This window comes from Azospirillum sp. UENF 112521 (assembly GCF_058780665.1).
On the sequence record NZ_JBSNCI010000001.1, the window covers coordinates 161,587 to 186,852 of the forward strand.

Consider the following 25,266-nt stretch of genomic DNA (forward strand, 5'->3'; position numbering starts at 1 on the left):
TGAAGGGCTAGGTCATCCTTGGACTTTGCAGGGGAGGGACGTTGCGGCACCATCTGGGCTGGTCCGGTCGGCGGTCGCGGCCGCAGCGGCTGGCAGTCCGGGATCTCCGGTCAAGGGGCGGGAAGGGCCGCCCGCACAGCCTCGTAATAATCACATCTATTTTCATAGTCGATTCTTATTTGTACGGAAAGCATCATACTCCAGTATAAAGGACTAAGCTGCAGCCGGCCATTTTCCGTCACTTCTACACAAGAGCATCGTGGGCTACGCCATGGAGTTCTGATCGATTCAAGCTGCTGCTGGATGGCCGACCCGACGACACCCGTGGAGACGAGGAAATGGGACCGGGCAACCCCATTCCGGCGTTCACCGGCGAGACGTGCCGGTCTGCGGAAGCGCATGAGTCGGGCCGCTCCGTCAGCGATGTAGCCGTCACTCCGGAGGGAGTGGTCCTCGACGTCACGGACGGGTGCCTGTCGAGGACAGGGTATTGCCGGGCCGATCTCCTTGGGCGACCGATTGACACCATCCTCGACAGCGCAAGCGGGGCTGCTATCAGGGAGTTCATGCAGGCGCCCGGCCACATCCATGGCGCCATCGTTGATGCAACCTTAGCTTGCGGAGACGGCTCGACATGCCGTGTGGAACTCACGGTGCGGTGCCGGACGGACGCGCCGGGGGTGTTTTCGATTGCCATCAACGGGTTCGCTGAAATGGCGGAGTGCGGGCATCGTGCCATGCTCACCCAAGTTTCGGTTGATAAAGTTTCGGATATGATCATCTGGCTCGATGCGGATGGGCGGTATGTCTTCGTCAATCGGGCGGCGACGCGGATGTTCGGCTATTCGGCAGCGGAGTTCGGCCGGAAAAGAGTCTGGGACGTCGATCCGTTGTTCAATGAAGAAATATGGCGTGAGCATTGGCAGGATCTCGTCGACCAGGGCGTGGTCAGGATCGAAACGATAAACAAAACAAGAGATGGCGTTGAGATTCCTATCGAAGTGACGGCAAATCTTGTCGAATACAAAGGCAAATTCTACAATTGCAGCATAGTCAGGGATATCACCGAGCGCAGAAGAATGGAGGCGGAATGGCGGTTTTTGAATGAGAAAGCGCTTCAGCTCAGCCTTACGGACGCGTTGACTGGAATTGGAAACCGTCGCCGATTCGACACGGCATTCGATGCCGAGTTGAAAAGCCACTTGCGCTCCCGTGCACCGCTCTCCCTCATCCTCTGCGATGTCGATGCTTTCAAGGCCTTCAACGATCGTTACGGTCATGTGGCCGGTGACGATTGTCTTCGGCAGATCGCCGGGGTGCTGTCCAGAGCCGTTCAACGGTCGGGCGATCTGGCGGCACGGTTCGGTGGCGAGGAGTTCGCGTGCATCCTGCCGGCCACTGAGCTGGAGGGTGCGATGCGGGTTGCCGAAGGGATCCGAACCGGGATCATGGCGCTGGCGATCCCGCATGCAGGGTCGCCTGCCGCCGAAGTGGTGACTGCGAGTTTGGGCGTGCTGACGATTCGTTGCTTGGACAACGCGCCACGCCCCGAGATCCTGGCCGCCGCCGACGCCTACCTTTACAAGGCCAAGAACAAGGGGCGCAATCGCGTCGTCGGCGGAGAATTCATGCGTCCGGGATCCCGGCATGAAAAGGCCGGCCGATAGCGTCGTCCGGCCATCGGCTCACGATGCATAAACCCGGTGATAACGCCGGCCGAGCGAGGTCAGCACTTCGTAGCCGATGGTGCCGGCCTCATCCGCTACCGTGTCGACCGGGCGGCTGGGCCCGATCAGCTCGACCATGCGGCCGGCCTCCACGCTTTCCGGCAGGCCGGTCACGTCGATGGTGATCAGGTCCATCGAGATGCGGCCGACGATGGGGGCGGCGACGCCGTCGACGAAGACGTGCCCCTTGCCGCTCAGCGAGCGCAGGTAGCCGTCGGCATAGCCGACGCCGATGGTGGCGATCCGCGCCGGGCCGGTCACCCTGTGGGCGGCGCCATAGCCGACCGTCATCGGCGCCGTGCAGTTGCGCACCTGCAAGAGCCGCGCGTCCAGCCGCACCGTGCCGCGCATCGGGTTGGGCAGATGCGGCGTCGGGTTCACGCCATAGAGCGCGCAGCCCGGCCGGGCGAGGTCGAAATGATGGTCCGGCCCATGGAAGATGCCGGACGAGTTGGCGAAGCTGGCCTTCGCCTTGGGCAGCCGGGCCAGCGCGCCGCGGAACCGCTCCAGCTGCTCCCCGGTCATCGGGCTGTCGAACTCGTCGGCGCAGGCGAGGTGGGTCATCCAATAGCGGACGTCGATGCCCTCCAGCCACTCAGGATGGGCGGCGAGATCGTCCAGCTCGTCGGGGCCGAGCCCCAGCCGGTTCATGCCGGTGTCGATGTGGATCACCGCCGGCAGCACCTCGCCGCGCGAGGCGGCGAAGGCCCGCCACGCTGCGATGTCGCCCAGGTGATTCAGCACCGGCAGGATGCGCCCGGCGATGAACTCCCCCTCGTATCCGGGCGGCAGGCCGCCCAGCGAGAAGACCTGCGCTTGCGGCGCGACCGGCTCCAACGCCCGGCGGACGGCCAGAGCCTCCTCCAGCTGGGCGACGACGAAGGTCCGGCAACCGGCGGCGGCCAGCGCCGGCACCACCTGCGCCACCCCCAGCCCATAGGCGTCGGCCTTGACCACGGCGGAACAGTCCGCCGGAGCCACCCGGTCGCGCAGCTGCGTCCAGTTGGCGACGACGGCGCCGAGATCCACGGTGAGGATTGCGCAGGCGCGCGGGCTCAGGTCGCTAGTCACTCTGGTCACTCGTCGGTCTGGTGGTGCTGGTCGAGATCGCCGAACTTGGTGAACTGGCCGTCGAAGTAGAGACGGACGGTGCCGATCGGACCGTGACGCTGCTTGGCGATGATCACCTCGGCGGTGTTGTGCACCTCGCCCAGGCGCTGCTGCCAGCGCTGATAACGGTCGTTGAACTTGTCGTCGCTCTCGTCGGGCCGGCGCGAGGGCTCGGCGCGCTCAAGATAATACTGTTCGCGGAAAACGAACATCACGACGTCGGCGTCCTGCTCGATCGAGCCCGATTCGCGAAGGTCGGCCAGCTGCGGGCGCTTGTCCTCGCGCAGCTCGACCGCGCGGCTCAGCTGCGACAGCGCCACCACCGGCACGTCCAGCTCCTTGGCGATGGCCTTCAGGCCGCGGGTGATCTCCGAGATTTCCTGCACCCGGTTCTCCGCCCCGCGCGACGACGAGCCGCGCAGCAGCTGGAGGTAGTCGACCACCACCATGCTGAGCCCCGAGGTCCGCTTCAGCCGGCGGCAGCGCGTGCGCACCGCGGCGACCGACAGGGCCGGCGTGTCGTCGACATAGAAGGGGCAGCGCGCCAGATCCTGGCTGGCCTGGACGAATTTCGGGAAGTCGGTGTCGCGGATCTCGCCGCGGCGGATCTTGTCGCCGGGCACCTGCACCTCGTCGGCGAGGATACGGGTGGCGAGCTGTTCCGCCGACATTTCCAGCGAGAAGAAGCCGACGACGCCGCCCTCCTGGCCGCTGGAGCGCATGTGCGCCTTGGCGGCGTTGAAGGCGATGTTGGTGGCCAGCGCCGTCTTGCCCATCGAGGGGCGGCCGGCGAGGATGATCAGATCCGACGGGTGCAGGCCGCCCAGCTTGCGGTCGATGTCGATCAGGCCGGTGGTGACGCCGGTGACGTGGCTGGACCGGCGGAAGGCTGCCTCCGCCGTCGTGATGGCGTGCTTGACCGACTCGCCGAAGGCCACGAAGCCGCCCTGCACGTCGCCGGTGGAGGCGAGGTCGAACAGCTGCTTTTCCGCCTCGCCGATCTGGTCGAGCGCGGTGATGTCGAGGTCGTGGCGGTACGCCTCGTTCACCATGTCGGTGCCGACCTCGATCAGCTGCCGGCGGATGAACAGGTCGTGGATGGTCTTGCCGTAATCGCCGGCATTGACCACCGTCACCACGTTGGCGGCCAGTTCCGCCAGATAGGCGCTGCCGCCTTCGACCGCCAGTTCGGGATCGTTGTCGAACAGGGCCTTCAGCGTGACCGGGTTCGCGATCTGGCCGCGGTCGACCATCTTGGTGATGGCGGCGAAGATGCGCTGGTGGGCCGGGTCGTAGAAATGCTCCGGCCGCAGGAACTCGCCGACCTTCTCATAGGCCTTGTTGTTGACCAGGATCGCGCCCAGCAGCGCCTGCTCCGCCTCCTCGTTGTTGGGAGGCGTTCGGTATTCCGCCGTCGGCTTGACCGCGGAGGAGGGGCGGGGATCGAACAGCGATGAGGTCTGGTTGCTCATGGAGGACACAGTATCAGAAACAGAACGCGAACGCTCGGTGAAGGGCGGGGAGCCATCCACAAAAGCTGTGCACAGAAGTTATCCACAGGTTGGGAAGTCTGGGGATAACCGCGGGAAGGGCTTCGACGCCTAAGCCTCACATCTTCCCGGGCTGGGCCGGATGGGCCTGGTCGGGCATCGCCCCCAGCGCCTCGAACACGCCGTCGACATGGTCGGCGACGCGGTAGAGGGCGGAGCGGTCGATGCGGGCGAAGCCCTGGGCGACCATATGGTCGATCAGCCCCAGAAGCGGGCGCCAGTAGCCGTCGATGTCGGCGATGACGATGGGCTTGTCGTGCAGCTGAAGCTGCTTCCAGGTCAGGATCTCGAAGGCCTCGTCCAGCGTGCCCAGGCCGCCCGGCAGGATGACGAAGGCGTCCGACCGCTCCACCATCATGCGCTTGCGGGTGTGCATGCTGTCGACGACATGCAGCTCGGTCAGGCCGGTGTGCTCGACTTCGGCCGACTGGATGTGTTCCGGGATGATGCCGACCACCTCGCCGCCGGCGGCAATCGCGGCGTCGGCGGCGATGCCCATCAGCCCGACCCGGCCGCCGCCATAGACCATGCGGATGCCGCGCCGCGCCAGCCCGTCGCCCAGCGCGTGGGCGGCCTCCTTGTGGACATCGGCGACACGGGACGATGCACCGCAATAGACGCAGACGGACGACAGGCTCTTCATCGCGGGTCAACCTTTCTCGCCACCGTCCTCCAAAGGAGGCGGGGCCGCAAAAAAATCTGGCGAATGCCATGGAATATCGGGTGGGGGCGGCGCGTCAACAGCGGCACAGGCACCGTTTAAGCCACGGCATCATCGGGAGGGACCACATGAGCAACCGGGTCGTCAATGTTCTTGCGGCGGCATCCGTCGCCGGTCTGATGTTCACGCTGTTCGGCATGTCGGCCGGCGCCGCCGGCGCGGCCGATCCGGCCGAGCAGGTCAAGGACCGGCAGCAGACCATGAAGAAGCTGGGCGGCGGCATGGGCGCCGTCGCCAAGTTCGTGAAGAACGAGGGAGCCACCGCCGAGGACGCGGCCAAGGGGGCGGAAGCCGTGCTGGCGGTGTCGAAGATGGACGTGAAGAAGATCTTCCCCGAAGGCACCGCCGTCGGCGTGGCCGACAGCGCCGCCAAGCCGGAGCTGTGGAAGAGCTGGGCCGAGACCCAGAAATACTGGAGCGCCGTCCAGCCCGCCGCCGAGAAGCTCGACGCCGCCATCAAGACCGGCGACCGCGCGCAGATCGCCCAGGCGCTCGGCGCCACCTCCAAGACCTGCGGAAGCTGCCACGAGGACTTCCGCGTCAAGAAGAACTGACCGGTGCGGCGCCTCCTGACCGCCGCCGCCCTGCTGCTGCCGCTCGCCTTCGCGGGCGGCAGTGCGCGTGCCGCCGGCCCCCTTCAAACGGGTGAGGGTCCCGCCAACGATTCCGTCAGCCGGGGCGCCTACATCTTCAACGCCGCCGGCTGCCTCGGCTGCCATACGGACGAGAAGGGCGGCGGCCAGCCGCTGGCCGGCGGCCGGGCGCTGGCGACCCCCTTCGGCACCTTCTACACCCCGAACATCACGGCTGACCCGGTGAACGGCATCGGCCGCTGGAGCGACGCCGACTTCATCCGCGCGGTGCGCGAGGGCGTGCGCCCGGACGGCGCCGCGCTGTTCCCGGCCTTTCCCTATGCCAGCTACACGCGGATGACCGACCGCGACCTGCTGGATTTGAAGGCCTACCTGCTCAGCCTGCCGGCGGCGTCCACCGCCAACAAGCCGCACGACCTGTCGCCGCCCTTCTCCTGGCGCTTCCTCGTCCCGGTCTGGCAGTGGATGTATTTGACCCCCGGCCCGGTCGCCGACGACCCGTCCAGGCCGCCGGCCTGGAACCGCGGGCGCTATCTGGTCGATGCGCTTGGCCATTGCGCCGAATGCCACAGCCCGCGCACCCAGCTCGGCGGGCTCGACTCCGACCGCTATCTCGCCGGCAACCCGCAGGGGCCGGACAACGACAAGGTGCCGGGCATCACCGGATCCAAGGCCAAGGGCAAGGGGATCGGCGACTGGTCCGACGGCGACCTGTCGCTGTTCCTGGAAGCCGGCCTGACCCCCGACGGCGACGTCGCCGGCGGCGCCATGGGCGAGGTCGTGCGCAACACCACCTCCAAGCTGACGGCGGACGACCGCGCCGCCATCGTCGCCTATCTGCGGACGGTGCCGGCGAAGGAGTGAGTCTTCGCGGCAACAGGCGCCGATTTGGTGCGGACTCATGATCCGTTCGGGCAATCGAGCCCGTTTGGCGGAGGGGTCCGCTCCAACGGCGCCATTCTTTTGCGACCTGTCCTTCTGCTATAGTCAGCCATCCTGCCAGGGTGGCGGGCCGCCGGATGGGTGCTCAGGTGAAACGAAACGCGTTGTTCGCAGCTTTGGGCGTGGCTCTGATGGGTGGGGCGGCGGCGATTGCCCTTTGGCCCGCCGGGAAACCGGCGACTGTGGCCCCCGCTGCCACGACAGCTCCGGCACAGACGGCGGCGCGGACCGAGACGCAGAAGGCCGCACCGGCGACCCCGGCGGCGGCAACACCGGAACCGGCCAGGGAACAGGCGAAACCCGCCGCACCCAGCTTCGACGTGGTGCGGGTGGCGCCGGACGGGGCGACGGTGATGGCGGGCCGCGCCGCTCCCGGATCGGAGGTCACCGTCACCGACGCCGGCACCCGCGTCGCCTCGGCCAAGGCCGACCAGCGCGGCGAATGGGTGATGCTGCCTGACAAGCCGCTGTCGCCCGGCACCCGCGAGTTGAACCTGACCGAAACCCGCCCCGGCGCCGATGCCCCGCTTCCCGCCGACAAGGTGATGGTGGTGATGGTGCCGGAACCCGCGGCGAAGCCCGGACCCGAGTCGCCCCTGCCGGCGGCACCGGTCGCGGTGGCGGTGCCGCGCGACGGGCTGGCCGGTGCGGCGCCGGCCATGGGCGGCAGTTCGCTTCTGCAGGCCCCGCCGATTCCCGACAATGGCGCGCCGCCGCCGCCGGGCGGCGTGTCGGTGGAGACGATGGACTACGATCCCGCCGGCCGGGTGGCGCTGGGCGGGCGGGCGGCGCCGAACAGCGCGGTGCAGCTCTACCTCGACAACATCCTCGTCGGCAGCGCCCACAGCGACCCCAAGGGCAACTGGCGTTTGACCCCGGAAAAGCTGATCGACCCCGGCCTCTACACGCTCCGCGCCGATCAGGTCACCCTGTCCGGCAAGGTGGTGTCGCGGGCGGAACTGCCGGTCCAGGTCTCCGCCATGCCGGCATCCGCCACCGACGGGCGCAACATCGTCGTCCAGCCCGGCAACAGCCTGTGGCGGCTGGCACGCCGCACCTATGGCGACGGCATGCTCTACACCACCATCTACACCGCCAACCGCGAGCAGATCCGCGACCCGGACATGATCTATCCCGGCCAGATCTTCACCCTGCCGCAGGTGAACTGAGGGGGCGCGGCCGGGTCCGTCAGCCCGCCGGCGTCCGCCCGATGGCGGCCCAGCCGAGCGGGGTGAGGCGCAGCAGCTCCGGGCCCTCGCCGGCCGGGTTCGGCTCCAGGCTGACCAGTTCGCGGTTCTCGAACCAAGCCCAGCGCGCCACCTCGGCGGTGGTGCCGGTCCAGCCGTCGGCCAGACGCTTCAGAACGTCGAGGTCGGCCGCCGCGATGGGGAAGCGCGGCTTCGCCACCGCCGGCTTGGCGGTCGGCGCCGGTGCGGCCACCGGCAGCGGCGGGGCGTCGGCCCCGGCGCGGGTGCGGATCCAGTCGGTCTGGTAGCCGCGCAGCGCCTGTTCCAGTTCCGTGCGCGCGGCCTCCACCGGACAGCGCAGATAGGCGTCCAGCAGGGCGTGCAGCCTGTTCGTCGCGTCGGTCATGTCCCTCACCAAACTCCAAAACCAACCATGTCAAACGAGCCGGCCGGAACCGGGCCACCCCGATCCGTCGCCGCTCCGCCGGACCGCCGTCACAGCCATCCCGTCCGCCGGAAGCGGACATACAGCGCGGTGCAGACCACGGCGATCACCGCCAGCACCGCCGGGTAGCCGTAGCGCCAGTGAAGCTCCGGCATATGCTCGAAGTTCATGCCGTACAGGCCGGCGACGGCGGTCGGCACGGCGAGGATGGCGGCCCAGGCGGCCAGCTTGCGCGTCACGTCGTTCTGCCGCGCGGTCGCCAGGATCATACTGGTTTCGAAGGCGAAGGACAGCACCTCGCGCAGCGAGCCGATCTGCTCGTTGACGCGGATCACATGGTCCTGCACGTCGCGGTAATAGGGCCGGATCGCCTGGTCGATCATCGGCAGGTCGAAGCGCTCCAGCCGCGAGCAGACCTCCAGCAGCGGCGAGGCGTTGCGGCGCAGCCGCTCCAGGTCGCGGCGCAGCTGGTGGATGCGCTCGATCTCCCCCGTGCTGGGCGGGCGGGCGATCAGCATGGCGTCCAGCTCGTCCACCGTGGTTCCCATCTGGTCGAGCACCGGGAAATAGCAGTCCACCACATAATCCATGATGGTGTAGACGATGAAGTCCTCGCCATGCTTCAGAAGCTGCGGCGCGCTTTCCGCCCGCGCCCGCACCGGCGAATAGCTTGTCGACGCCCCATGCCGGACGGTGACGACATAGCCGCGGCCGGCGAAGACATGGGTCTCGCCCAGCACCAGCTCGCCGTTTTCCAGCCGGGCGGTGCGCAGGACCATGAACAGGCTGTCGCCATAGACGTCCAGCTTCGGCCGCTGGTGGGCGTGCAGGGCGTCCTCCACCGCCAGCTCATGCAGGCCGAACTGCCGCTTCACCTCCATCAGCAGGGCCTCGTCCGGCTCCCACAGGCCGATCCAGACGAAGTGGTTCTCCTTGGCCGCCCAGGCGCCGGCCTCGTCGATGGGCACCTCGGCGATGCGCCGGCCGTCGCAATAGGCGGCGCTGGCGACCACGCCGTCACGGGGATGGCCGGAGGAAGGGGAAGGGGAGGGGGGAGGCAACTGCGTCATGGAGTGGAAAACCGGAAGAGGGGCGGCAGGTCGCCGCCACTCTAAAGAGGTTCCCCGGCAGCGTCGACGAATCCGCTTCCCTCCTCCGGGCGGACCGGCCGCCTCGCGCGTTCTCATTGCCAAGGACCAGCTTGCAGGAAGGCGAGGGCGATGTTCGAATCGGCGTCACGCGTGATGTATTTCCTGGCGGCGGCGACGCTCGGCCTTTTCGCCATGATGTTCATCGCCCTGTCGGCCCTGACGGTGGTGGAGGGGGTGGTGGCGCTGGACAGCGCCGTCCTGACCTCGGCCATGCTGGACGGGGTGGGGATGATCGTGCTGGCCATCGCGGTGTTCGAGATCGCCAAATACCTCTATGAGGAGGAGATCGTCCGCGAACGCGAGCTGCGCCGCGCCGACGAGGCCCGCCGCACCCTGACCAAGTTCCTGACCACGATCATCATCGCCGCCAGCCTGGAGGGGCTGGTCCTGGTGTTCGAGGCGCGCACCAGCGAGATTTCCGCCATCGTCTATCCGGTGATGCTGCTGGGCGTGGTCACGCTGCTGGTCGTCGGGCTGGGCGCCTTCCAGCTGCTGGCGCGCAAGGCGGAGAGCATCCATGTCGATCCCGCCGCGTCGGAAGCGGACGAGGCCGATGAGGACAAGCGGCCGGCGGTGGAGGCCGGTGGCGATTAGGCCGACCATGTCGGCCTTTTGCCGTGCCGCCTTTTGCCGTGATTGACCCGCCCCTGCCGCCTGCGCCAAGCTTGCTGCCGTCCAAGGTGGTAGAGGGAGAAGAGGCATGGCCCGCAATACGGGCAATTACACGGCCGTCTATGGCTTTCCGGAATCGGCGGACGCCGCGCGCCGTCTGGCCCAGGCGCTGGAGATCCCCTGCCACATCGCCGAGCTGCACCGCTTCCCCGACGGCGAAAGCCTGGTCCGGCTGCCGGAGCCGGTGGAACGCGCCATCGTCTACCGCTCGCTCGACCGCCCGAACGACAAGCTGGTCGAGCTGACGCTCGCCGCCTCGGTGCTGCGGCGCCAGGGGGCGACCGAGCTCTGCCTGGTGGCGCCCTACATGGCCTACATGCGCCAGGACGCCATCTTCAGGCCGGGAGAGCCGGTCAGCCAGACGGTGGTCGGCGACTGGCTCGGCCGCTGTTTCGACCGCTTCGTCTGCGTCGAGCCGCATCTGCACCGCACCCACACGCTGGACGAGGTCTTCGTCGGCCGCCCGTCCGCAGCACTCAGCGGTGCTGCCCCCATCGCCGAGCATCTGCGGGCGAACGGCGTGGCGTCGGGCACCGTCATCGTCGGCCCGGACGAGGAGTCCGCCCCGCTGGTGGAGGCGGTGGCCGGCCCGCTCGGCCTGACCGGCATCGTCGGCCGCAAGGAACGGCGCGGCGACCGCGACGTGACGGTGGCGCTGCCCCCCGACGCGCCGATCCATGGCCGGCCGGTGGTGATCGTCGACGACGTCATCAGCTCCGGCGAGACGATCTTCTCCTGTGCCCGCGCCGCGCGGGTGCTGGGGGCGAGCCGGGTACAGGTTTATGGCGTCCATGCCCTGTTCAGCGACATCGTCGCCGAACGCTTCACCGCGGAGGGGCTGGGCCGCCCGCTGTCCTGCGACGGCGTGCCACACCCCTCCAACGCCCTGTCGCTCAGCGGCCTTCTGGCCGATGCGATCGCGTCGTTCGGACCCCAATAGGCCGTCCCCGCGGCGGCCGGCCGCGCTTCGGATCCCCTGCGATCTTACAGGGTCGGCCGGGGGACCGGCGTGCCGGCCGGGATCAGCTTGGCTCCCTTGGGCCGCTTGGGGCAGTCGCCGGACGAGTACCAGCGGGTGATGACGCCCTGTTCGACCAGGAAGCGCTGTTCGCAACTGGCGTAATCGGGAACATAGCCCCACTCTTCCGAGTGCCGGCCGTTCGTCAGCCATGAATACTGATACCCGATCATCTTCGATCCGTTGTTCAGCACATGGCTGTTCTGCGGCGGGCCCCATGACAGGACCAGATCGTCTTCGGACGCTCCCACCCAGGACGCCGTGACGTCGGACGTGGTCTGGTAGCGCTGGCCCGAAACCAGATTTGACAAGGGCGAGCCGGCACATCCTTGAAGTGCGAGGCAAACCAGGACAACGGATACACGTCGCATGTCGGATTCTTCATCGGATTGAGACAAGATTGGAATGACCTGCGCCGGACGAAATAATCCGTGGGCAAAGCCGAGTAGGCCGTAATACGTGCTCAGTAACAGGATGGTTGCGCAAATTTAAAGTATCGTTTCCATCGATTCAACTTGGACGCACTCCCTCTGAGTGCCTAACCCGAATAGGGAAAGGATTTCGGCTTGACTTGAGTTGTTGCCTGTCTTCGCCGGTCGATTTTCCCGCCGATGCGGCCGGGTGGAGCGTGGAAAACACAGCAAGCGCGACGCTGTCCGCCGGCCGCCGCTCGGTAACACTAACGTTCGTGGTAGGATCTGGTGTAATCTGGCCTCCGGACCGGTGAGTGCGGCGGTCCGGATCTGGCGATGCGCGGGGGCAGTCCGTTGAGCGGAGGCGTGTGATGTCGAAGGTGACGGACGTCGTTCTTCGGATGGCCCGCAAATTGACCGAGGACATCGCGGCGCTGGCCCGCCTGCGGGCCGCCGGCAAGCCGAAGACCTTTCCGCGCTTCCGCGAAATCCGGGCGGCCTATCTCGACATCCAGGGCCTGATCTTCTCGATCCAGGAAAGGCTGGAGGTCGCCGGCAAGGAGCTGCCGTCGAATTTCCCGCAATGGGTGCTGCGGCAGAAGCTGAGCGCCATCGCCATCTTCACCGACATCAGCCATTCCTTCGTCAGCGACCCGCCGCTGGCGCTGACCGCCTCGCTGGGCGCCTTCGACGTGCTGGTGGCGGAACAGAAGGCCTTCAACGAAACGCTGCACACCTTCGACACCATGCTGATGGAAGCCGGCATCGACGACAAGATGGCCGACGAGCTGGACGCCACCCGCAGCAAGATCGAACAGATCCTCGGCATGATCGAAAAGCTTCTGTTGACCAGCCCGAAGATCCTAGAGGAGTTCTGATGCCGGAACCGGCAGCCGATCCCAAGGCAGATCCGATTGCGGACAGCCCGTCGGCCTCCGGTCCGAACCCGACAGCCCGTCGCGTCCTGCGCAATCCTCACATGCCGGTGGCTGTCCCCCTGCTGGCCCTGATTGTCGGCGCCGGCCTGTCCCTGCTGGCGATGCTCCAGTCCGAGCATCTGCTGGCGCGCGAGGAGGCGCACCGCTTTTCCGCGCGGGTCGAGGAAATCCACGGCCAGCTGGCCGACCGCATCAAGGTGTACGAGCAGGTGGCACGCAGCGCCGCCTCGCTGGCGATGACCTTCCCCGACCTGCATTGGACGCAGTGGAGCCGCTTCGTCGAGGCGCTGGACATGCCGCAGCGCTATCCCGGCATCATCTCCATCGCCTATGCCCGCGCCGTCGCGGCCGAGCGGTCGGGCGAACTGGTGGCGTCGATGCGGGCGTCCGGCCTGACGGCCTTCCGCATCTGGCCGGCGCATGCCGGGGCGGACCGGGTGGTCAACATCTTCACCGCCCCGGTCAACGAGGCGAATGTGCGGGCCATCGGCTTCGACATGATGTCGGAGGCGGTGCGGCGCTCGGCCATCGAACGGGCGCGCGACAGCGGCGAACCGGCCGCCACCCGCGCGATCACCCTGAAGATCGACGAGGCGGCGGGGGCCAGGCCCGCCTTCATCCTCTATCAAGCGACCTACCGCGGCGATCCCCTGCCGCCGTCGCTGGAAGCGCGCCGCGCCTCCTTCACCGGGGTGGTGCTGACCCCGGTCCGGATCGGCCCGCTGGTGGACGGGCTGATCGACGGCCAAAGTCCCGACACCGGTCTCGAGATTTACGACGTGCCGCCGGCGGAGGCCGAGTTTCCGCTCTACCGCAGCCACCGCCCGCTGGAAGCCGCGCCCACGATCACCCTGAACCGCGAGCTGCCGGTCGGCGGGCGCATCTGGACCGTCCGTTACGACCGGCTTCCCGACGGACTGTTCACCGCCCATGACTGGGTGCCCGGCGCCCTGCTGGCGGTCGGCCTCGCGCTCAGCATCGCGCTGTCGCTGGTCCTGCGCATGGCGCTGGTGACCCATTCCCGCGCGGTCGAGCTGGCCGGCGAGATGACCGCCTCGCTGCGCCTGCAGGAGGCGGAGCGGCAGCAGCTGTTCACCCAGGCGCCGCTGGGCATCGCACTGCTCGGCACCGACGGGCTGGTGCTGGACTGCAACCCGGCCTTCGCCGCCGCCGCCGGCCTGCCGCGGCAGGGGCTGGTCGGCACCGACGCCCGGCTGCGCTTCGGCGACCAGGCGTCGGTCGTCGCGCTGGAGGCGGCGCTGCATGGCGAGAGCGGCAAGCTCGAATCCGACCAGCCGCTGCTGATGGGCGGCCGGCGCAGCCATTTCAGCCTGCATTTTCAGCCGGTCACCGCCGGGGGGGCGCTGAAATTCGTCCTGGCCTTCGCCGAGGACATCGGCGAGAAGCGCCGGGCCGAGCAGCACATCCAGTATCTCGCCCATTTCGACGCGCTGACCGGCCTGCCCAACCGCGTCCTGCTCTACGACCGCATCGCCCAGGCGCTGCGCGAGGGGCGGCGCGACGGCACCAAGGTGGCGGTGCTGTTCATCGACCTCGACCGCTTCAAGGTGATCAACGACAGCCTGGGCCACAGCTTCGGCGACGAGGTGCTGCGCTCGGTGGCGCGCCGGCTCCAGGCGGGGTTGCGCGAATCCGACACGGTCGGCCGGCTGGGCGGCGACGAGTTCCTGATCGTCGTCCGCCGGGTGACGGAGCCGAAGGACGCCGCCCGCGTGGCGGAGAAGGTGGTGGCGCATCTGGCCAGCCCCTTTGCCGTCGGCGGCCAGAATTTCGTGGTGACGCCCAGCATCGGCATCAGCCTGTACCCCGACGACGCCGACGATCCCGAAGGGCTGATCCGCTGCGCCGACATCGCCATGTACCATGCCAAGGAGCAGGGGCGGAACGGCTTCCGCTTCGTCACCAGGGAGATGGGCGCCAAGTCGCGCGAGCGCCTGGATCTGGAGAGCGCGCTGCGCCAGGCGATCCGCGAGGGCGAGCTTTTCCTGGTCTACCAGCCCCAGGTCGACACCCTGACCGGCCGCATCGTCGGGCTGGAGGCGCTGGTCCGCTGGCGCCATCCCGAGGAGGGGCTGATCCTGCCCGGCCGTTTCCTGCCGGTGGCGGAGGAGACCGGGCTGGTTCTGGCGATGGGCGACTGGGTGCTGTCCGAGGCCTGCGCCCAGATCCGGCGCTGGCGCGCGCGGTTCGGCCTGTCGATCCCGGTGGCGGTCAACGTGTCCGGCGCCCAGTTCCGCGACGGCCAGCTTCCGGTCACGGTCGCCCGCGCGCTCGACGCCAACGGCCTCAGCGGCTCCGAGCTGGAGATCGAGGTGACGGAAAGCACGCTGATCGACGACATCGAATCGGCAGCGGCCACCCTGGCGGCCTTGAAGCAGCGCGGCGTGCTGATCGCGCTGGACGATTTCGGCACCGGCTATTCCAGCCTCAGCTACCTGCATCGCCTGCCCATCGACAAGCTGAAGATCGACCGTTCCTTCATCCACGACCTGTCGACCGGCGCCAGCGACGCGTCGGTCCCGCGCGCCATCGTCGGTCTCGGCCGCAGCCTGGGCCTGTCGGTGATCGCCGAGGGGGTGGAGACCCAGGAGCAGTTGCAGCTTCTGCGCGATCTGGCCTGCGAAAGCTACCAGGGCTTCCTGTTCAGCCGCCCCATCCCGGCCGAGGAGGTGGAGCGGCTGCTGGAGACGCGGACGGCGGTGCAGCCCCCCATGCAGCCGCCCGTGCAGCCCCCCGCGCATCCGGTGTCGGCGGAATAGGGCGCCGCGTCTCACTCATACACGGCGTCGCGCGGGCCGGTATCGCCCAACGCCATCTTGACGAAAGCGTCGGCCGTCAGGTCCGCGTCGAGCAGCGCGCCATGGTGGGCGAAGCGGTCGCTCCGGTCGAGCCACAGCCGGTCGCACAGCGCATCGAGCGAGCCGGAAGCGCCGGGGAAGGCCGCGTGCGACATCTCCTTGGTGCAGATGAACCGGTCCGCCGGGAAGGTTTCGGCCCCCCATGCGGCGCGTCCGCAGCGCGCGAACTCGTGGTTCAGGAAGTCCATCTCGTTCTCATAGGCATGCGCCACCAGAAGATCCTCGCCCAGGAAGGCGAGAAGCGCGTCGGCCACCTCGGGAAAGCGGGGCGCCGCCTTCAGGTCGGCGGGCTTGATGCCGTGCACCTTGATGGCGTCGGGATGGAGAGGGGCGTCGGGGTTGACCCGCGTCTCCCAGCTGCGCGCTTTCCGCCAGCCATCCCCCTCGCGGAGAAGCTCAAGACACCCGATTTCGATGATGATGCCGGGCTGACGCAGGCCCTTGGGCGCCTTGCGGATGTCCTGGAGGCTCGGCAGGCGCCGTCCGGTCGTCTCGATGTCGATTGCGACCAGCCGGTCACGTCCTTCCCATGGGTGCATGCTCATTGAGATCCAATCTTTCATCGCTGGAGCCCCCTGCGGCACGGATGTGAAACAGGGACGACGCTCCGTCACGCCGCCCAAAGTAGCATGGCGAAAGCGCCGGCCGCCGATCTGCGACACCACGCTCACAAGCGGCCGGCTCCCGCCGCCGAACCATGCCGCCGAAGCTCTTGATCCTGACGGGTCGCGATCAAGAGTCACTGGTATGAAGCATGATGGCCGCGCCAGGACCGGCGCGACCGACCGGCGCGACCACTGGCGAGCAAGGAGTATCGCTGTGAAGATTCCCGGCCCCGAGCATCCCATCACGATCATCCCCAACCCGACTCGGATCCGTGTCGTCTTCGCCGGCCGGGTCGTCGCCGAAACGGCCCGTGCCCTGACGCTGACCGAGGCGACGTTGCCCGCGGTCCACTATATTCCCCGCGAGGATGCCGACATGACGGCCTTCGAGCGCACGGCACACACGACGCATTGCCCTTACAAGGGCGATGCGTCGTACTACAGCCTGCGCGTGGGTGACCGCGTCGCGGTCAACGCTGTCTGGACCTACGAGACTCCCTATCCCGCCGTGGCCGCCATCCGCGACCATTTGGCATTTTATCCGGAGCGCGTCGATTGCATCGAAGAGCACGCGGTCCCATAGCGGCAGCCGGCGGAAGGCTCTGCCTGCGGTGTGGTTGTGAGCAATGCAGATGCGTCTGCTTCTGACCCGGAGCAGACTTTTACCCAAGACTATTTTGCGACAGGAATAAATGCCGGTCGCGCCCGCGCTTCATTGCGAAAATAACTTTGGATGCTACAGTAAGCGAATCCACCAATATTCCGCCTTATGGTGCATATGCTGAACAGGCAATCTGCATCCTAAAAATGCTGGTCGATCATTAAAGCGATTTTTTATAATTAGGACAGTATTTCCTGTATTTGTATACCTATTATTATTTTAGAATGTCAATTCATCTAATATATTACAAGCCGTTGGAACTGGCTTATCAATCAACAGCTTCTCGCAATGCGGAACCTGCGCAAGCGCTATAGCGCGGCGAAAACGGTGTAGACATGAATAAAAAAAAGACGTAGGCAGAGTGCCCTGTTCAACTTAATTATGTCTGCCGAGCCAATGGAAGAGCAAGCTTTCCCTAATTTGACTATAAATTCTACTAAAAAACTAGAGAAATCTGAGCGCTACCTGATTTCAAAGCACAATCAGCTGAAGCAGTTCGGCAGCGTGGAAGATTTGGCTACGGATGAAAGCATTCTTAGCGAGAAAGACAGAGAAGGAATTCTCCATAACCTACTTACGGTGCGCTCAATTCTGGCGAAAGCATTATGGAAATCGGGCATTTTTGTCGGGGTCTCAGTGCTCGACGAGTTCGTGCTCAGTGCAGCACAGAACGGACATGCCGACATATGTGGTCGCGTAATCCAGGATCTTCGAAGTGCCGGAGTCGAGCGGCCGGGCTTCGTTCTTTATCCGCTGACCGAGTTCGGGATGGAGATTCCGCCGCTGATGACAGCATCCTCAGAGCTTGAATCCATGGCTGTCTTTCTGGACGCCAATTTCGCTGTGACGGCCCAGGCCAACGGCTTCGACGAAGCTCTCGCCAACCTCAGGAGGATGGCAACGGCACTTGGCATCACTGCTGAAATTCATCGGTCCGACATCGAGCATTATGCTCGCGGCAGCAACATGAAGTGGCTAACCCGCAACCCTCTTATGCTGGTGCGCCTTTCCTCTCATACCGGCGATTACTACGAGAACCAATTCATCTACACCCTCAAGATTCGGATCGCAGCGGCGCAGGTGGTAATGTTGCATGCCCTAAGTATTGATGCTGGCATATTGGTCGAAAAATTTCAGTCATCGGCAAATGTGAACAATTGGGAAACTTTGGACATTCGCCACTACTTGGTAGGCGAGGCGACTCACCCCGAAAAACCGATTAACCTTCGCCGTGTACCTATGAATGTCGCAGCTCTAGAATTAGCAAGGCTTTCAGATCTAGCTGTCACAGTAAGTACGCGCACGTTGGCACGGTCGGAGGTCCAAAAGTGGAAGGAAAAGCTAACTCCAATCTTGCGATCTGTAGAGGTTGGATATCTACGATATGTGAACCTGAGCTCAGAAGAAAAAATTCATATCAGAGTCTATCGTCGATTGGTAACGTCGATCGATTGGTATAGGCAGTCGTTTGGGTCACGGTTGAAGGAAGCTGAATGCATCGTTGCACTGGCCGTTGCATTCGAAACACTGCTTACTGATTATTACGCACCCGGAAGCGCCGCACGTATCCAGCGCCGTGTTGGGATTTGTCTCAGCAGCCACCCAAATGTAGAAGTTTACAAATCCAGTGTCTTGACTATTTACCATGCTCGCAGCGAAATCGTACATACAGGTGATGGCGGGCACGAGACGGAAATTCACCGTGCGCAAGCAGCCTTTGCCATGTGCTTCTGCGAGGTGGCTTCTCGACTCGACCAGCTCGATCGGAAAATGCTGGATCCCATTCGAGAACTACTCGGAGACAGCTTAACACAAGAGGAAAAAGAAGCAAAGGATGCAGCAAAAGAAAATAAAGAAAATAAAGAAAAGTAAATTTTTATAATAATAGTCTGCGATATTTTTCAATTAACTTTATTTGTGTGATGGTCTCACGGGCGGAGGGATTGAACTTGCATCTGGTCGCGTAACATCCGTATAAACTGCGCTCAAGTCGGTAACTTGTTTGTGTTAAGCTGTTAATGCGCCTATGAGTATAACACTGAATCCTGCGGTCAGCTTATATGCGATATTGATATACTTCTTGCCGCTCTGGTTGGGGATTAGGTTCGAGTGTAAAAACTTCAGGTCTGCTCTTTCAGCACACACGATCAAGTCCGCTTCTGGCGCTGAATCAACATTCGGGAGTGGCTGACCGGGGGCTGGCCACGACCGAGAGAATCTGGCGGTTGCCCTCCAGATCGACACTGAAGACACGCACGAGCTGGACAGGAATTGCAGCCCTGACGGTGTGGTTTACGCTATGCAAAACACGGTCGCTTTCGCGAGAGCGCCAGGGGGCTCAGCCATTGCGGTTCTGACCATGGGCCCGGCAAGTGCCGGCTTTGCCCATCCCGCTCCCGGGACAGGCGAAGCCGGCATGGTCGTTGTCAGCTGTGCTTGATCATGCTTTCCCAGTGACGATGAAGTGCTGCGACGTCGCCGCTGGTCAGGATCGGCATGGCGCTCCGCAACTGGTCGTCGGACCAATTCCACCACGCCATCTCAAGCAGCAACGCCACAAGATGGTCATCGAAGCGCTTCCGGATCGGTCTGGCGGGGTTACCGCCCACAATCGCATAGGGCTCGACGTCCCGCGTCACCAGCGACCTTGTGCCGATCACAGCACCGTCGCCGACTGTGATGCCGGGCATGACGATGGCTTCCGACCCGATCCAGACGTCATTGCCGATCACCGTGTCGCCTGCGGGCTGGTAGCCGTTTTGCGCGCCGGCGAAGGCCGGCACGTCGGGCATCCAGAAAAAGGGAAAGGTGCTGATCCAGTCGCTCCGGTGGCCTTGGTTGCCCGCCATGATGAAGGCTGCACCGGATCCGATGGAGCAGAAGCTGCCGATCACCAGCTTGTCGGCCCCTTCGTCCGGAAGAAGAAACCGGGCGCAGTCATCGAAGCTGTGGCCATGATAATAGCCGGAATAATAGCTGTATCGGCCAAAGACGATGTTCGGGTTGGTGACCTGCTTTTCCAGAAGGACGCCCTTGAAGGGGCTTTCAAAAAAGTTCTTCATCGAATCACTCTCTGCATCCGAGCCGCCAAACAGGCGGTTTCCTGTCTGCATGGGCGCGCAGACAGTCGACGCGAGCCGCCCATCAGGGGGCTCACGGTAACGCTCTTCGCGTCAGGCGCGCGAGAGCGCGATGCAGGTGGTACTTGGTGCGGCCTTCATGGCGAGGATATTTGCAGCGGAGCATCCAGATCGCAAGAGCGAGAGGGCAGGACTTCCTCTGTGCCGATGAAGCAACCCCCATCTCGATTTTCAAAGAACGCCACTGTAAAGGAAAATTTTCCTGTAACCTCTCCGCAAGCCCCCTCGCTTGTGGAGTCCCGCCATGCCCCTCGATCCCCGCAGCTTCACCACCGACAATTTTCCCCGCTGGGCCGAGGAGCCGCCGACCCCGTCGGAAGGCTCGCTGGTTCCCGGTTCGCAGTTCCACGAGGAACAATGGATCATGGCCGCCGGCATGCTGGCCCGCGGCAACAGCTTCTTCCAGGTCTCGCGCGCCATGGGGTGCAGCCGGACGACGCTGTGGCGCGCCTATTACGGCGCCAAGGATTTTCGTCACAGGGTCTGGTGGGAACGGCAGGCGCTGAACCGCGAGGCGGAACTGCGCCTGTCCTCGCTGCGGGTACTGGTGGCCGAACAGATCGAGCGGCTGGTTTCCTCCGGCGATCCCGCCACCGTCCGCTGGCTGGCCGAGCGGCTCGGCCTGTTCGCCGGCCTCGACCTTCCCGCAGCCAAGCGGCAGGCCACCCAGCCTGATGCCCAACCCGATCAGCCGTCCGCCCCGAAACCTGCCCCGAAGCCGGCCCCGAAACCGGAAGACCCGCCCGCCGTCATCGTCCCCGAACTGGACGACGACGCCATCCCCGGCGCCATCCGCGAACGCTGCCCGCCCAACCCGGCGATGGTCGCCGCCGTCCTGGCCCAGCCGGAGGCCGCCGGGCCGAAGGGCGTCTTCCCCTATACGCTCAACCAGTATGAGGAGTACCCCAACCTCAACCCCGGCCCGGTCAGCCGCCGTGCCGCCGGTGCCTTCGCCGGCCGGCGGTAGATGGAACATCGGCCGGAAAGCGTTCCACGCCGTTCCATCCGCTGTCCCAACCGCAGAGCCGGAGCCGTCAGAAGCGCAGCCCGCCGCCGGCTTCCGCAGCACCACCGCCGAGCAATTCCAGCGTCGCCAGCGCCATCACCTGAGCCGATTGCACCATGTCGTCGATGCCGACCCATTCGTCGGGCTGGTGGGCGAGGTCGAGGATGCCGGGGCCGTAGGCGATGCAGTCCTTCAGCTGGCCGACGCGGACCACATGCTTCTGGTCGTAGGTGCCGGGGGACACCACCTGCTGCGCCGGGCGGCCCAGCACCGTCTCGATGGCGGCGGCCACCGCCCGCACCACGGGGGCGTCGGCGTCGGTCATCGTCGGCAGGAAGGCCAGCACCTCGCGCAGCTCATAGTCGAAGCCGGGGCGGCTGCGCCGCAGATCCTCCAGGATGGCGACGACCTCGCCGCGCACCGCGTCCGGGTCCTCCTCGATCAGGTAACGGCGGTCGATCACCATGCGGCAGCGGTCGGGCACCATCGGGCTGGGCAGCCCGTCATGATCCTCGCGCTGGCCGCCATGGATGGCGTTGATGTTGATGGTCGACTGGCGCGCCCCCTCCGGCACCACCGGCATGTCGGTGCGCTTGGCGGCGAGGCGCGGGATCAGCTCGGTCTCGATCCGGTGCAGCACGGCGCCCATGTGGCGCACCGCGCAGTTGCCGAGGAAGGGCATCGAGCCGTGGGCGACGCGGCCCCTGGTCTCGATCTCCGCCCACCAGACGCCGCGATGGCCGATGCAGACCCGGTCGACGTTCAGCGGCTCCGGGATGATGACGTGGTCGACCCTGGGCCGGGAGAAATAGCCGAGCGTCGCCAGATGCCCGACCCCGCCATAGCCGCCCGATTCCTCGTCCACCGTGCCGGAGATCTCCAGGGCGCCGGCCGTCAGCAGACCCTCCTCCAGCAGCGACTCCACCGCGATGATCGAGGCGGCGATGCCGCCCTTCATGTCGCAGGCGCCGCGGCCATAGACCCTGCCGTCCTTCACCACCCCGCCGAAGGGATCGACGGTCCAGCCCTGGCCGGCCGGCACCACGTCGATGTGGCCGTTGAAATGGACGCAAGGCCCCGGACGCGGCGCCTCGATGCGGGCGACGACATTGGTGCGCGGATAGCGGTCGCTGTCTCCCGCCGCCCCCTCCGCCCGCACATACTCCACCCCGAATCCGCGCGCTGCCAGCCGCCGGCCGATCAGCTCGGCACAGTCGGTGTAGACGTCGCCCGGCGGGTTGACGGTGGGGATGCGGATCAGCGCTTGGGTCAGCGCGACCAGCTCGTCGCGCCGCGACTCGATCCGGCCGAAAAGCCGGCGAAACAGCTGGGTGGTTGCGGCGTCGGTGTCGGAACGCATGGCCTCTCCCGCGGCAAGGACGCGGTCAGTGTCGCCGCATCCCGATGGTCCGTCCACCCCGCCTTTCGGGAAGCGGCCCTGTGGACGGTCCTGTCGGCGGTCTGGTGCAGCGCACTTTCCCGGACCGTCCGGGACCGCTACAGTCGCGGCGCCTCTCAGTGGAGATCCTCTATGACCGTCACGCATCCCATCGGGCTGAGCGCCCCGACCCTGGCCGACCCGGTGATCGCCGAGGCAGCGGCCCGCTTCGTCGACGCCCGCCGCAGCGCGACCGGCCTTGCCGATTTCCCCGGCCCGCTGCCGGCCGACCTCGCCACCGCCTACGCCATCCAGGCGACGGCGACCGCCGCCTGGCCCGACGAGGTCGCCGGCTGGAAGGTGGCGCGGGTGCCGCCGGCCCTGGAGGAGACGCTGGGCGCCATGCGCTACATCGGCCCGATCTTCGCAGGCACCGTGGTGACGGGCGCCGGCGGCTCCCTGACCTTCCCGGTCATCCCCGGCGGCTTCGGCGCGGTGGAGGCGGAGTTCGCGGTGCGCATCGCCGCCGACGCCCCCGCCGACAAGCTGGATTACAGCCCGGCGGAGGCCGCGGCCTTCATCGCCGCCGTCCATGCCGCCATCGAGGTGGCGGGCGGTCCGCTGGCCCCGGTCAACACGCTGGGCCCCACCGCCTCCACCGCCGTCTTCGGCAACAACAACGGCCTGATCGTCGGCGAGGAGATCGTCGGTGGCGTCGAGGGCAGCGATGCACTCAGGGCCGAGGTGCTGATCGACGGGCAGAGCGTCGGCGTCGGCAGTGCCGCCAAGCTGCCGGGCGGCATCGCCGCCGCGGTCGCAGTGGCGCTGAGCATCGCGGTCCGGCTGGGCCGTCCGCTGAAGGCCGGGCAGTGGATCTCGACCGGTGCTTTGACCGGCGTGCATGCCATCGCCATCGGCCAGCAGGCGCGCATCGCCTTCACCGGCCTGGAGCCGATGTCCGGCACCGCCGTCGCCGCTGGGACAATCGCCTGACGCAATCCAGGGTATGACGGCGGTCATGGCCCGACACGGCCTTGACGGAAGCCAAATGGCGGCGGGGATGCTTGAATGGCCTCCCCCCTCCAGTCCCCGGATTTTCCCCTTGTCCCAGCCCAGCCTGTCTTCCGAAGCAGTCCTGCCCGATGCCGGGAAGCGCCTGCTGCCGCCGGTCCAGATGCTGGCCGGTCTGGGGCTTGCGGTGGCCGGGGTGGTCGCCTTCTCGCTGCGGCCGGTCATCATCAAGCTGGCCTACCGCTACAATGTCGATCCGGTCACCCTGATCATGCTGCGCATGGTCTTCGCGCTGCCCTTCTTCCTGGGCATGGCGCTGTGGGCAGGAGCCAGGAAGGGAGAGCGCGCCCCGATCGCCGGCCGCGACCTCGCTTTGACGGTGGCGCTGGGCGTCACCGGCTATTACGCCGCCAGCTTCTGCGATTTCCTGGGCTTGCGCTATGTCACGGCCGGGATGGGGCGGCTGCTGCTGTTCCTCTACCCGACCATCGTCGTTGTCCTGTCGGCCCTGTTCCTCGGCAAGCGGATCGGCCTGCGCGAGGTGGTGGCGCTGGTGGTCTCCTATGCCGGCGTGGCATTGGTGGTCTGGTCGGAGATCGGGACCGGCCATCCCGACTTCATGACCGGAGCGGCGCTGGTCTTCATGGGGGCCTTCCTCTACTCGATCTATCTGGTCGGCAGCAGCCGCGTGGTCCAGCGGATCGGCTCCATGCGCTTCACCGCCTATGCGATGACGGCGGCCTGCCTGTGCTGCATCCTGCAATTCCTGGTGCTGCGCCCCCTGTCGGCGCTGGACCTGCCGCTGCCGGTCTATGGGCTGTCGGCGGTGATGGCGGTGGTCTGCACCGTGCTGCCGGTGCTGATGACGGCGGAGGCGCTGCGGCGGGTCGGCCCCAATCTGGTGGCGCTGAGCGGCGCCATCGGCCCGGTCTCCGCCGCGGTGTTCGGTTCTCTGGTGCTGGCGGAGCCGATGGGCTGGCTGCAGCTGGCCGGTGCCGCCCTGACCGTCGCCGGCGTCATGATCATCAGCCTGTGGAAGACGGCCTGAGCTTTTTTGGGGAATAACCGTGCGTCTTCCGTCGTCTCCTCTTCCAATAGAATGAAAGGGATATCCGGGATGACGAACTATGCGACCACACCGGCGGGATACGGCACCGCCACCACCGGGCAGGACGCGCTGCTGCTGGCGGCCCGCGTGCTGCTGGGCGCCATCTTCGTGCAGAGCGGTTTCGGCAAGCTGATGGCGCTCAGCGGCTTCATCGCCGGGATGGAGAGCCAGGGCGTGCCGATGGCCACCATCGTCGCCCCCATCGGCGCGCTGGTTGAGGCGTTCGGCGGGTTGGCCATCGTGCTGGGCGCCTGGACCCGGCTGGCGGCTCTGCTGGTCGCGGTCTTCACCGTCGCCGCGACGCTGATCGCCCACCGCTATTGGGAGGCTGCGCCCGACGCCATGAAGATGCAGCAGATCCAGTTCATGAAGAACCTCGCCATCATCGGCGGCTTCCTCTCGCTGGTCGCCTCGGGCGGCGGGCGCTTCAGCGTCGACGGCTGGCTCAGCCGGCGCTGACCTCAGGAATCGTACGCCATCAGCGAGACGCTGGGCACGTCGATCCGGCCGCGGCCATTGAGGAAGGTCAGTTCCACCAGGAAGGCGGCGGCGCGGACGTCGGCGCCGACCTGGCGCAGCAGGCTGATGGCGGCGGCCATGGTGCCGCCGGTCGCCAGCAAATCGTCCAGCACCACCACGCGCTGGCCGGGCTTCACCGCGTCGGCCTGCACCTCGATGGTATCGGTGCCGTATTCGAGGTCGTAGGAATGGGCGATCTTGTCGCCCGGCAGCTTGCCGTGCTTGCGCACCATGATGAACCCGATGCCCAGCGTCAGCGCCAGCGGGGCGGCGACCAGGAAGCCGCGCGATTCGATTCCGACCAGCAGCTCCGGCTTGTGCGGGCGCACCGCCTCGGCCAGCGCGTCGATGGCGGCCTTCCAGGCGGCGCCGTTCGCCAGCAGCGGCGAGACGTCGTAGAACAGGATGCCGGGCTTCGGGAAATCCGGGATGTCGCGGATATGGTCTTTGAAGTTCATCGGGAAGTTCATCGGAGATCTTGTCCGTAAAGAA

General features: G+C 66.1%; 24 protein-coding genes. 14 read left to right on the forward strand and 10 right to left on the reverse strand.

Going from position 1 to position 25,266, the window contains the following annotated elements:
• The first annotated feature begins 338 nt into the window (after positions 1-338).
• Positions 339-1,667 carry a sensor domain-containing diguanylate cyclase gene (locus ACWPN8_RS00735; protein WP_492239570.1) on the forward strand — a complete coding sequence of 443 codons (1,329 nt, stop codon included), beginning with the start codon at positions 339-341 and terminating at the stop codon, positions 1,665-1,667.
• Between the two features lie 18 nt (positions 1,668-1,685).
• Here ACWPN8_RS00735 and alr read toward each other — a convergent pair whose 3' ends face one another.
• The 3 genes from alr to ACWPN8_RS00750 form a co-directional block, all read right to left on the reverse strand.
• Positions 1,686-2,798, reverse strand: coding sequence for an alanine racemase (gene alr / locus ACWPN8_RS00740; protein ID WP_492239571.1), 1,113 nt, complete (start codon positions 2,796-2,798; stop codon positions 1,686-1,688).
• A gap of 5 nt (positions 2,799-2,803) precedes the next feature.
• Complete coding sequence (locus ACWPN8_RS00745) at positions 2,804-4,309, reverse strand: replicative DNA helicase (RefSeq protein ID WP_109446434.1); 1,506 nt, start codon at positions 4,307-4,309, stop codon at positions 2,804-2,806.
• A 136-nt stretch (positions 4,310-4,445) separates the two neighbouring features.
• Complete coding sequence (locus tag ACWPN8_RS00750) at positions 4,446-5,030, reverse strand: LOG family protein (protein ID WP_109446436.1); 585 nt, start codon at positions 5,028-5,030, stop codon at positions 4,446-4,448.
• Positions 5,031-5,176: 146 nt separating this feature from the next.
• Here ACWPN8_RS00750 and ACWPN8_RS00755 point away from each other — a divergent pair, with 146 nt between their 5' ends.
• The 3 genes from ACWPN8_RS00755 (at position 5,177) to ACWPN8_RS00765 (ending at position 7,812) form a co-directional block, all read left to right on the forward strand.
• Positions 5,177-5,662 carry a c-type cytochrome gene (locus tag ACWPN8_RS00755; RefSeq protein ID WP_109446438.1) on the forward strand — a complete coding sequence of 162 codons (486 nt, stop codon included), beginning with the start codon at positions 5,177-5,179 and terminating at the stop codon, positions 5,660-5,662.
• Between the two features lie 3 nt (positions 5,663-5,665).
• Entirely contained in the window at positions 5,666-6,565 is a 900-nt protein-coding gene (locus ACWPN8_RS00760; protein ID WP_492239572.1) for a c-type cytochrome, read from the forward strand.
• A gap of 260 nt (positions 6,566-6,825) precedes the next feature.
• Positions 6,826-7,812, forward strand: a complete 987-nt coding sequence (locus ACWPN8_RS00765) for a LysM peptidoglycan-binding domain-containing protein (protein WP_492239573.1) — start codon at positions 6,826-6,828, stop codon at positions 7,810-7,812.
• Positions 7,813-7,831: 19 nt separating this feature from the next.
• Here ACWPN8_RS00765 and ACWPN8_RS00770 read toward each other — a convergent pair whose 3' ends face one another.
• Positions 7,832-8,236, reverse strand: coding sequence for a hypothetical protein (locus tag ACWPN8_RS00770; RefSeq protein ID WP_492239574.1), 405 nt, complete (start codon positions 8,234-8,236; stop codon positions 7,832-7,834).
• Between the two features lie 89 nt (positions 8,237-8,325).
• Positions 8,326-9,345 carry a magnesium/cobalt transporter CorA gene (corA, locus tag ACWPN8_RS00775; RefSeq protein ID WP_109446444.1) on the reverse strand — a complete coding sequence of 340 codons (1,020 nt, stop codon included), beginning with the start codon at positions 9,343-9,345 and terminating at the stop codon, positions 8,326-8,328.
• A 150-nt stretch (positions 9,346-9,495) separates the two neighbouring features.
• On the opposite strand from corA, the gene ACWPN8_RS00780 reads away from it, so the two are divergent.
• On the forward strand, positions 9,496-10,020 hold the full coding sequence (locus ACWPN8_RS00780; protein ID WP_109446446.1) for a hypothetical protein: 525 nt from the start codon (positions 9,496-9,498) through the stop codon (positions 10,018-10,020).
• A gap of 106 nt (positions 10,021-10,126) precedes the next feature.
• Positions 10,127-11,038: a ribose-phosphate diphosphokinase gene (locus tag ACWPN8_RS00785; RefSeq protein WP_492239575.1), complete on the forward strand. Its 912-nt coding sequence runs from the start codon at positions 10,127-10,129 to the stop codon at positions 11,036-11,038.
• Between the two features lie 44 nt (positions 11,039-11,082).
• On the opposite strand, the gene ACWPN8_RS00790 is transcribed toward ACWPN8_RS00785, so the two are convergent.
• Positions 11,083-11,427: a hypothetical protein gene (locus ACWPN8_RS00790; RefSeq protein ID WP_199237571.1), complete on the reverse strand. Its 345-nt coding sequence runs from the start codon at positions 11,425-11,427 to the stop codon at positions 11,083-11,085.
• Positions 11,428-11,900: 473 nt separating this feature from the next.
• Between ACWPN8_RS00790 and ACWPN8_RS00795 the strand changes: the two genes are divergently transcribed.
• Positions 11,901-12,407, forward strand: a complete 507-nt coding sequence (locus ACWPN8_RS00795) for a hypothetical protein (RefSeq protein WP_109446453.1) — start codon at positions 11,901-11,903, stop codon at positions 12,405-12,407.
• On the forward strand, positions 12,407-15,247 hold the full coding sequence (locus tag ACWPN8_RS00800) for a bifunctional diguanylate cyclase/phosphodiesterase (RefSeq protein WP_492239576.1): 2,841 nt from the start codon (positions 12,407-12,409) through the stop codon (positions 15,245-15,247). Before ACWPN8_RS00795 ends, ACWPN8_RS00800 begins: the two co-directional genes overlap by 1 nt.
• An 11-nt stretch (positions 15,248-15,258) precedes the next feature.
• On the opposite strand, the gene ACWPN8_RS00805 is transcribed toward ACWPN8_RS00800, so the two are convergent.
• The gene (locus tag ACWPN8_RS00805; RefSeq protein ID WP_492239577.1) at positions 15,259-15,891 is read right to left on the reverse strand and encodes a 3'-5' exonuclease; all 633 of its coding nucleotides are present in this window, start codon (positions 15,889-15,891) and stop codon (positions 15,259-15,261) included.
• Between the two features lie 202 nt (positions 15,892-16,093).
• Between ACWPN8_RS00805 and ACWPN8_RS00810 the strand changes: the two genes are divergently transcribed.
• Both ACWPN8_RS00810 and ACWPN8_RS00815 read left to right on the forward strand, forming a co-directional pair.
• Complete coding sequence (locus ACWPN8_RS00810) at positions 16,094-16,534, forward strand: DUF427 domain-containing protein (RefSeq protein ID WP_492239578.1); 441 nt, start codon at positions 16,094-16,096, stop codon at positions 16,532-16,534.
• Positions 16,535-17,008: 474 nt separating this feature from the next.
• A complete protein-coding gene (locus tag ACWPN8_RS00815) occupies positions 17,009-18,484 on the forward strand; it encodes a hypothetical protein (protein ID WP_492239579.1) in 1,476 nt (491 codons plus the stop codon).
• 554 nt (positions 18,485-19,038) lie between these two features.
• Here the strand turns inward: ACWPN8_RS00815 and catB are convergent.
• Positions 19,039-19,674 carry a type B chloramphenicol O-acetyltransferase gene (catB, locus tag ACWPN8_RS00820; RefSeq protein ID WP_492239580.1) on the reverse strand — a complete coding sequence of 212 codons (636 nt, stop codon included), beginning with the start codon at positions 19,672-19,674 and terminating at the stop codon, positions 19,039-19,041.
• A 322-nt stretch (positions 19,675-19,996) separates the two neighbouring features.
• On the opposite strand from catB, the gene ACWPN8_RS00825 reads away from it, so the two are divergent.
• Positions 19,997-20,719, forward strand: coding sequence for a hypothetical protein (locus tag ACWPN8_RS00825; RefSeq protein ID WP_492239581.1), 723 nt, complete (start codon positions 19,997-19,999; stop codon positions 20,717-20,719).
• Positions 20,720-20,786: 67 nt separating this feature from the next.
• Here the strand turns inward: ACWPN8_RS00825 and ACWPN8_RS00830 are convergent, their stop codons facing one another.
• On the reverse strand, positions 20,787-22,118 hold the full coding sequence (locus ACWPN8_RS00830) for an acetylornithine deacetylase/succinyl-diaminopimelate desuccinylase family protein (RefSeq protein WP_492239582.1): 1,332 nt from the start codon (positions 22,116-22,118) through the stop codon (positions 20,787-20,789).
• A 171-nt stretch (positions 22,119-22,289) separates the two neighbouring features.
• On the opposite strand from ACWPN8_RS00830, the gene ACWPN8_RS00835 reads away from it, so the two are divergent.
• From ACWPN8_RS00835 to ACWPN8_RS00845, 3 genes are all read left to right on the forward strand, one after another.
• Positions 22,290-23,129: a 2-keto-4-pentenoate hydratase gene (locus ACWPN8_RS00835; RefSeq protein WP_492239583.1), complete on the forward strand. Its 840-nt coding sequence runs from the start codon at positions 22,290-22,292 to the stop codon at positions 23,127-23,129.
• Positions 23,130-23,238: 109 nt separating this feature from the next.
• Positions 23,239-24,195: a DMT family transporter gene (locus tag ACWPN8_RS00840; protein ID WP_247873327.1), complete on the forward strand. Its 957-nt coding sequence runs from the start codon at positions 23,239-23,241 to the stop codon at positions 24,193-24,195.
• A gap of 69 nt (positions 24,196-24,264) precedes the next feature.
• Positions 24,265-24,714, forward strand: a complete 450-nt coding sequence (locus tag ACWPN8_RS00845; RefSeq protein WP_492239584.1) for a DoxX family protein — start codon at positions 24,265-24,267, stop codon at positions 24,712-24,714.
• Between the two features lie 2 nt (positions 24,715-24,716).
• Here ACWPN8_RS00845 and ACWPN8_RS00850 read toward each other — a convergent pair whose 3' ends face one another.
• On the reverse strand, positions 24,717-25,232 hold the full coding sequence (locus tag ACWPN8_RS00850) for an adenine phosphoribosyltransferase (protein ID WP_109453326.1): 516 nt from the start codon (positions 25,230-25,232) through the stop codon (positions 24,717-24,719).
• Positions 25,233-25,266: the final 34 nt, after the last annotated feature.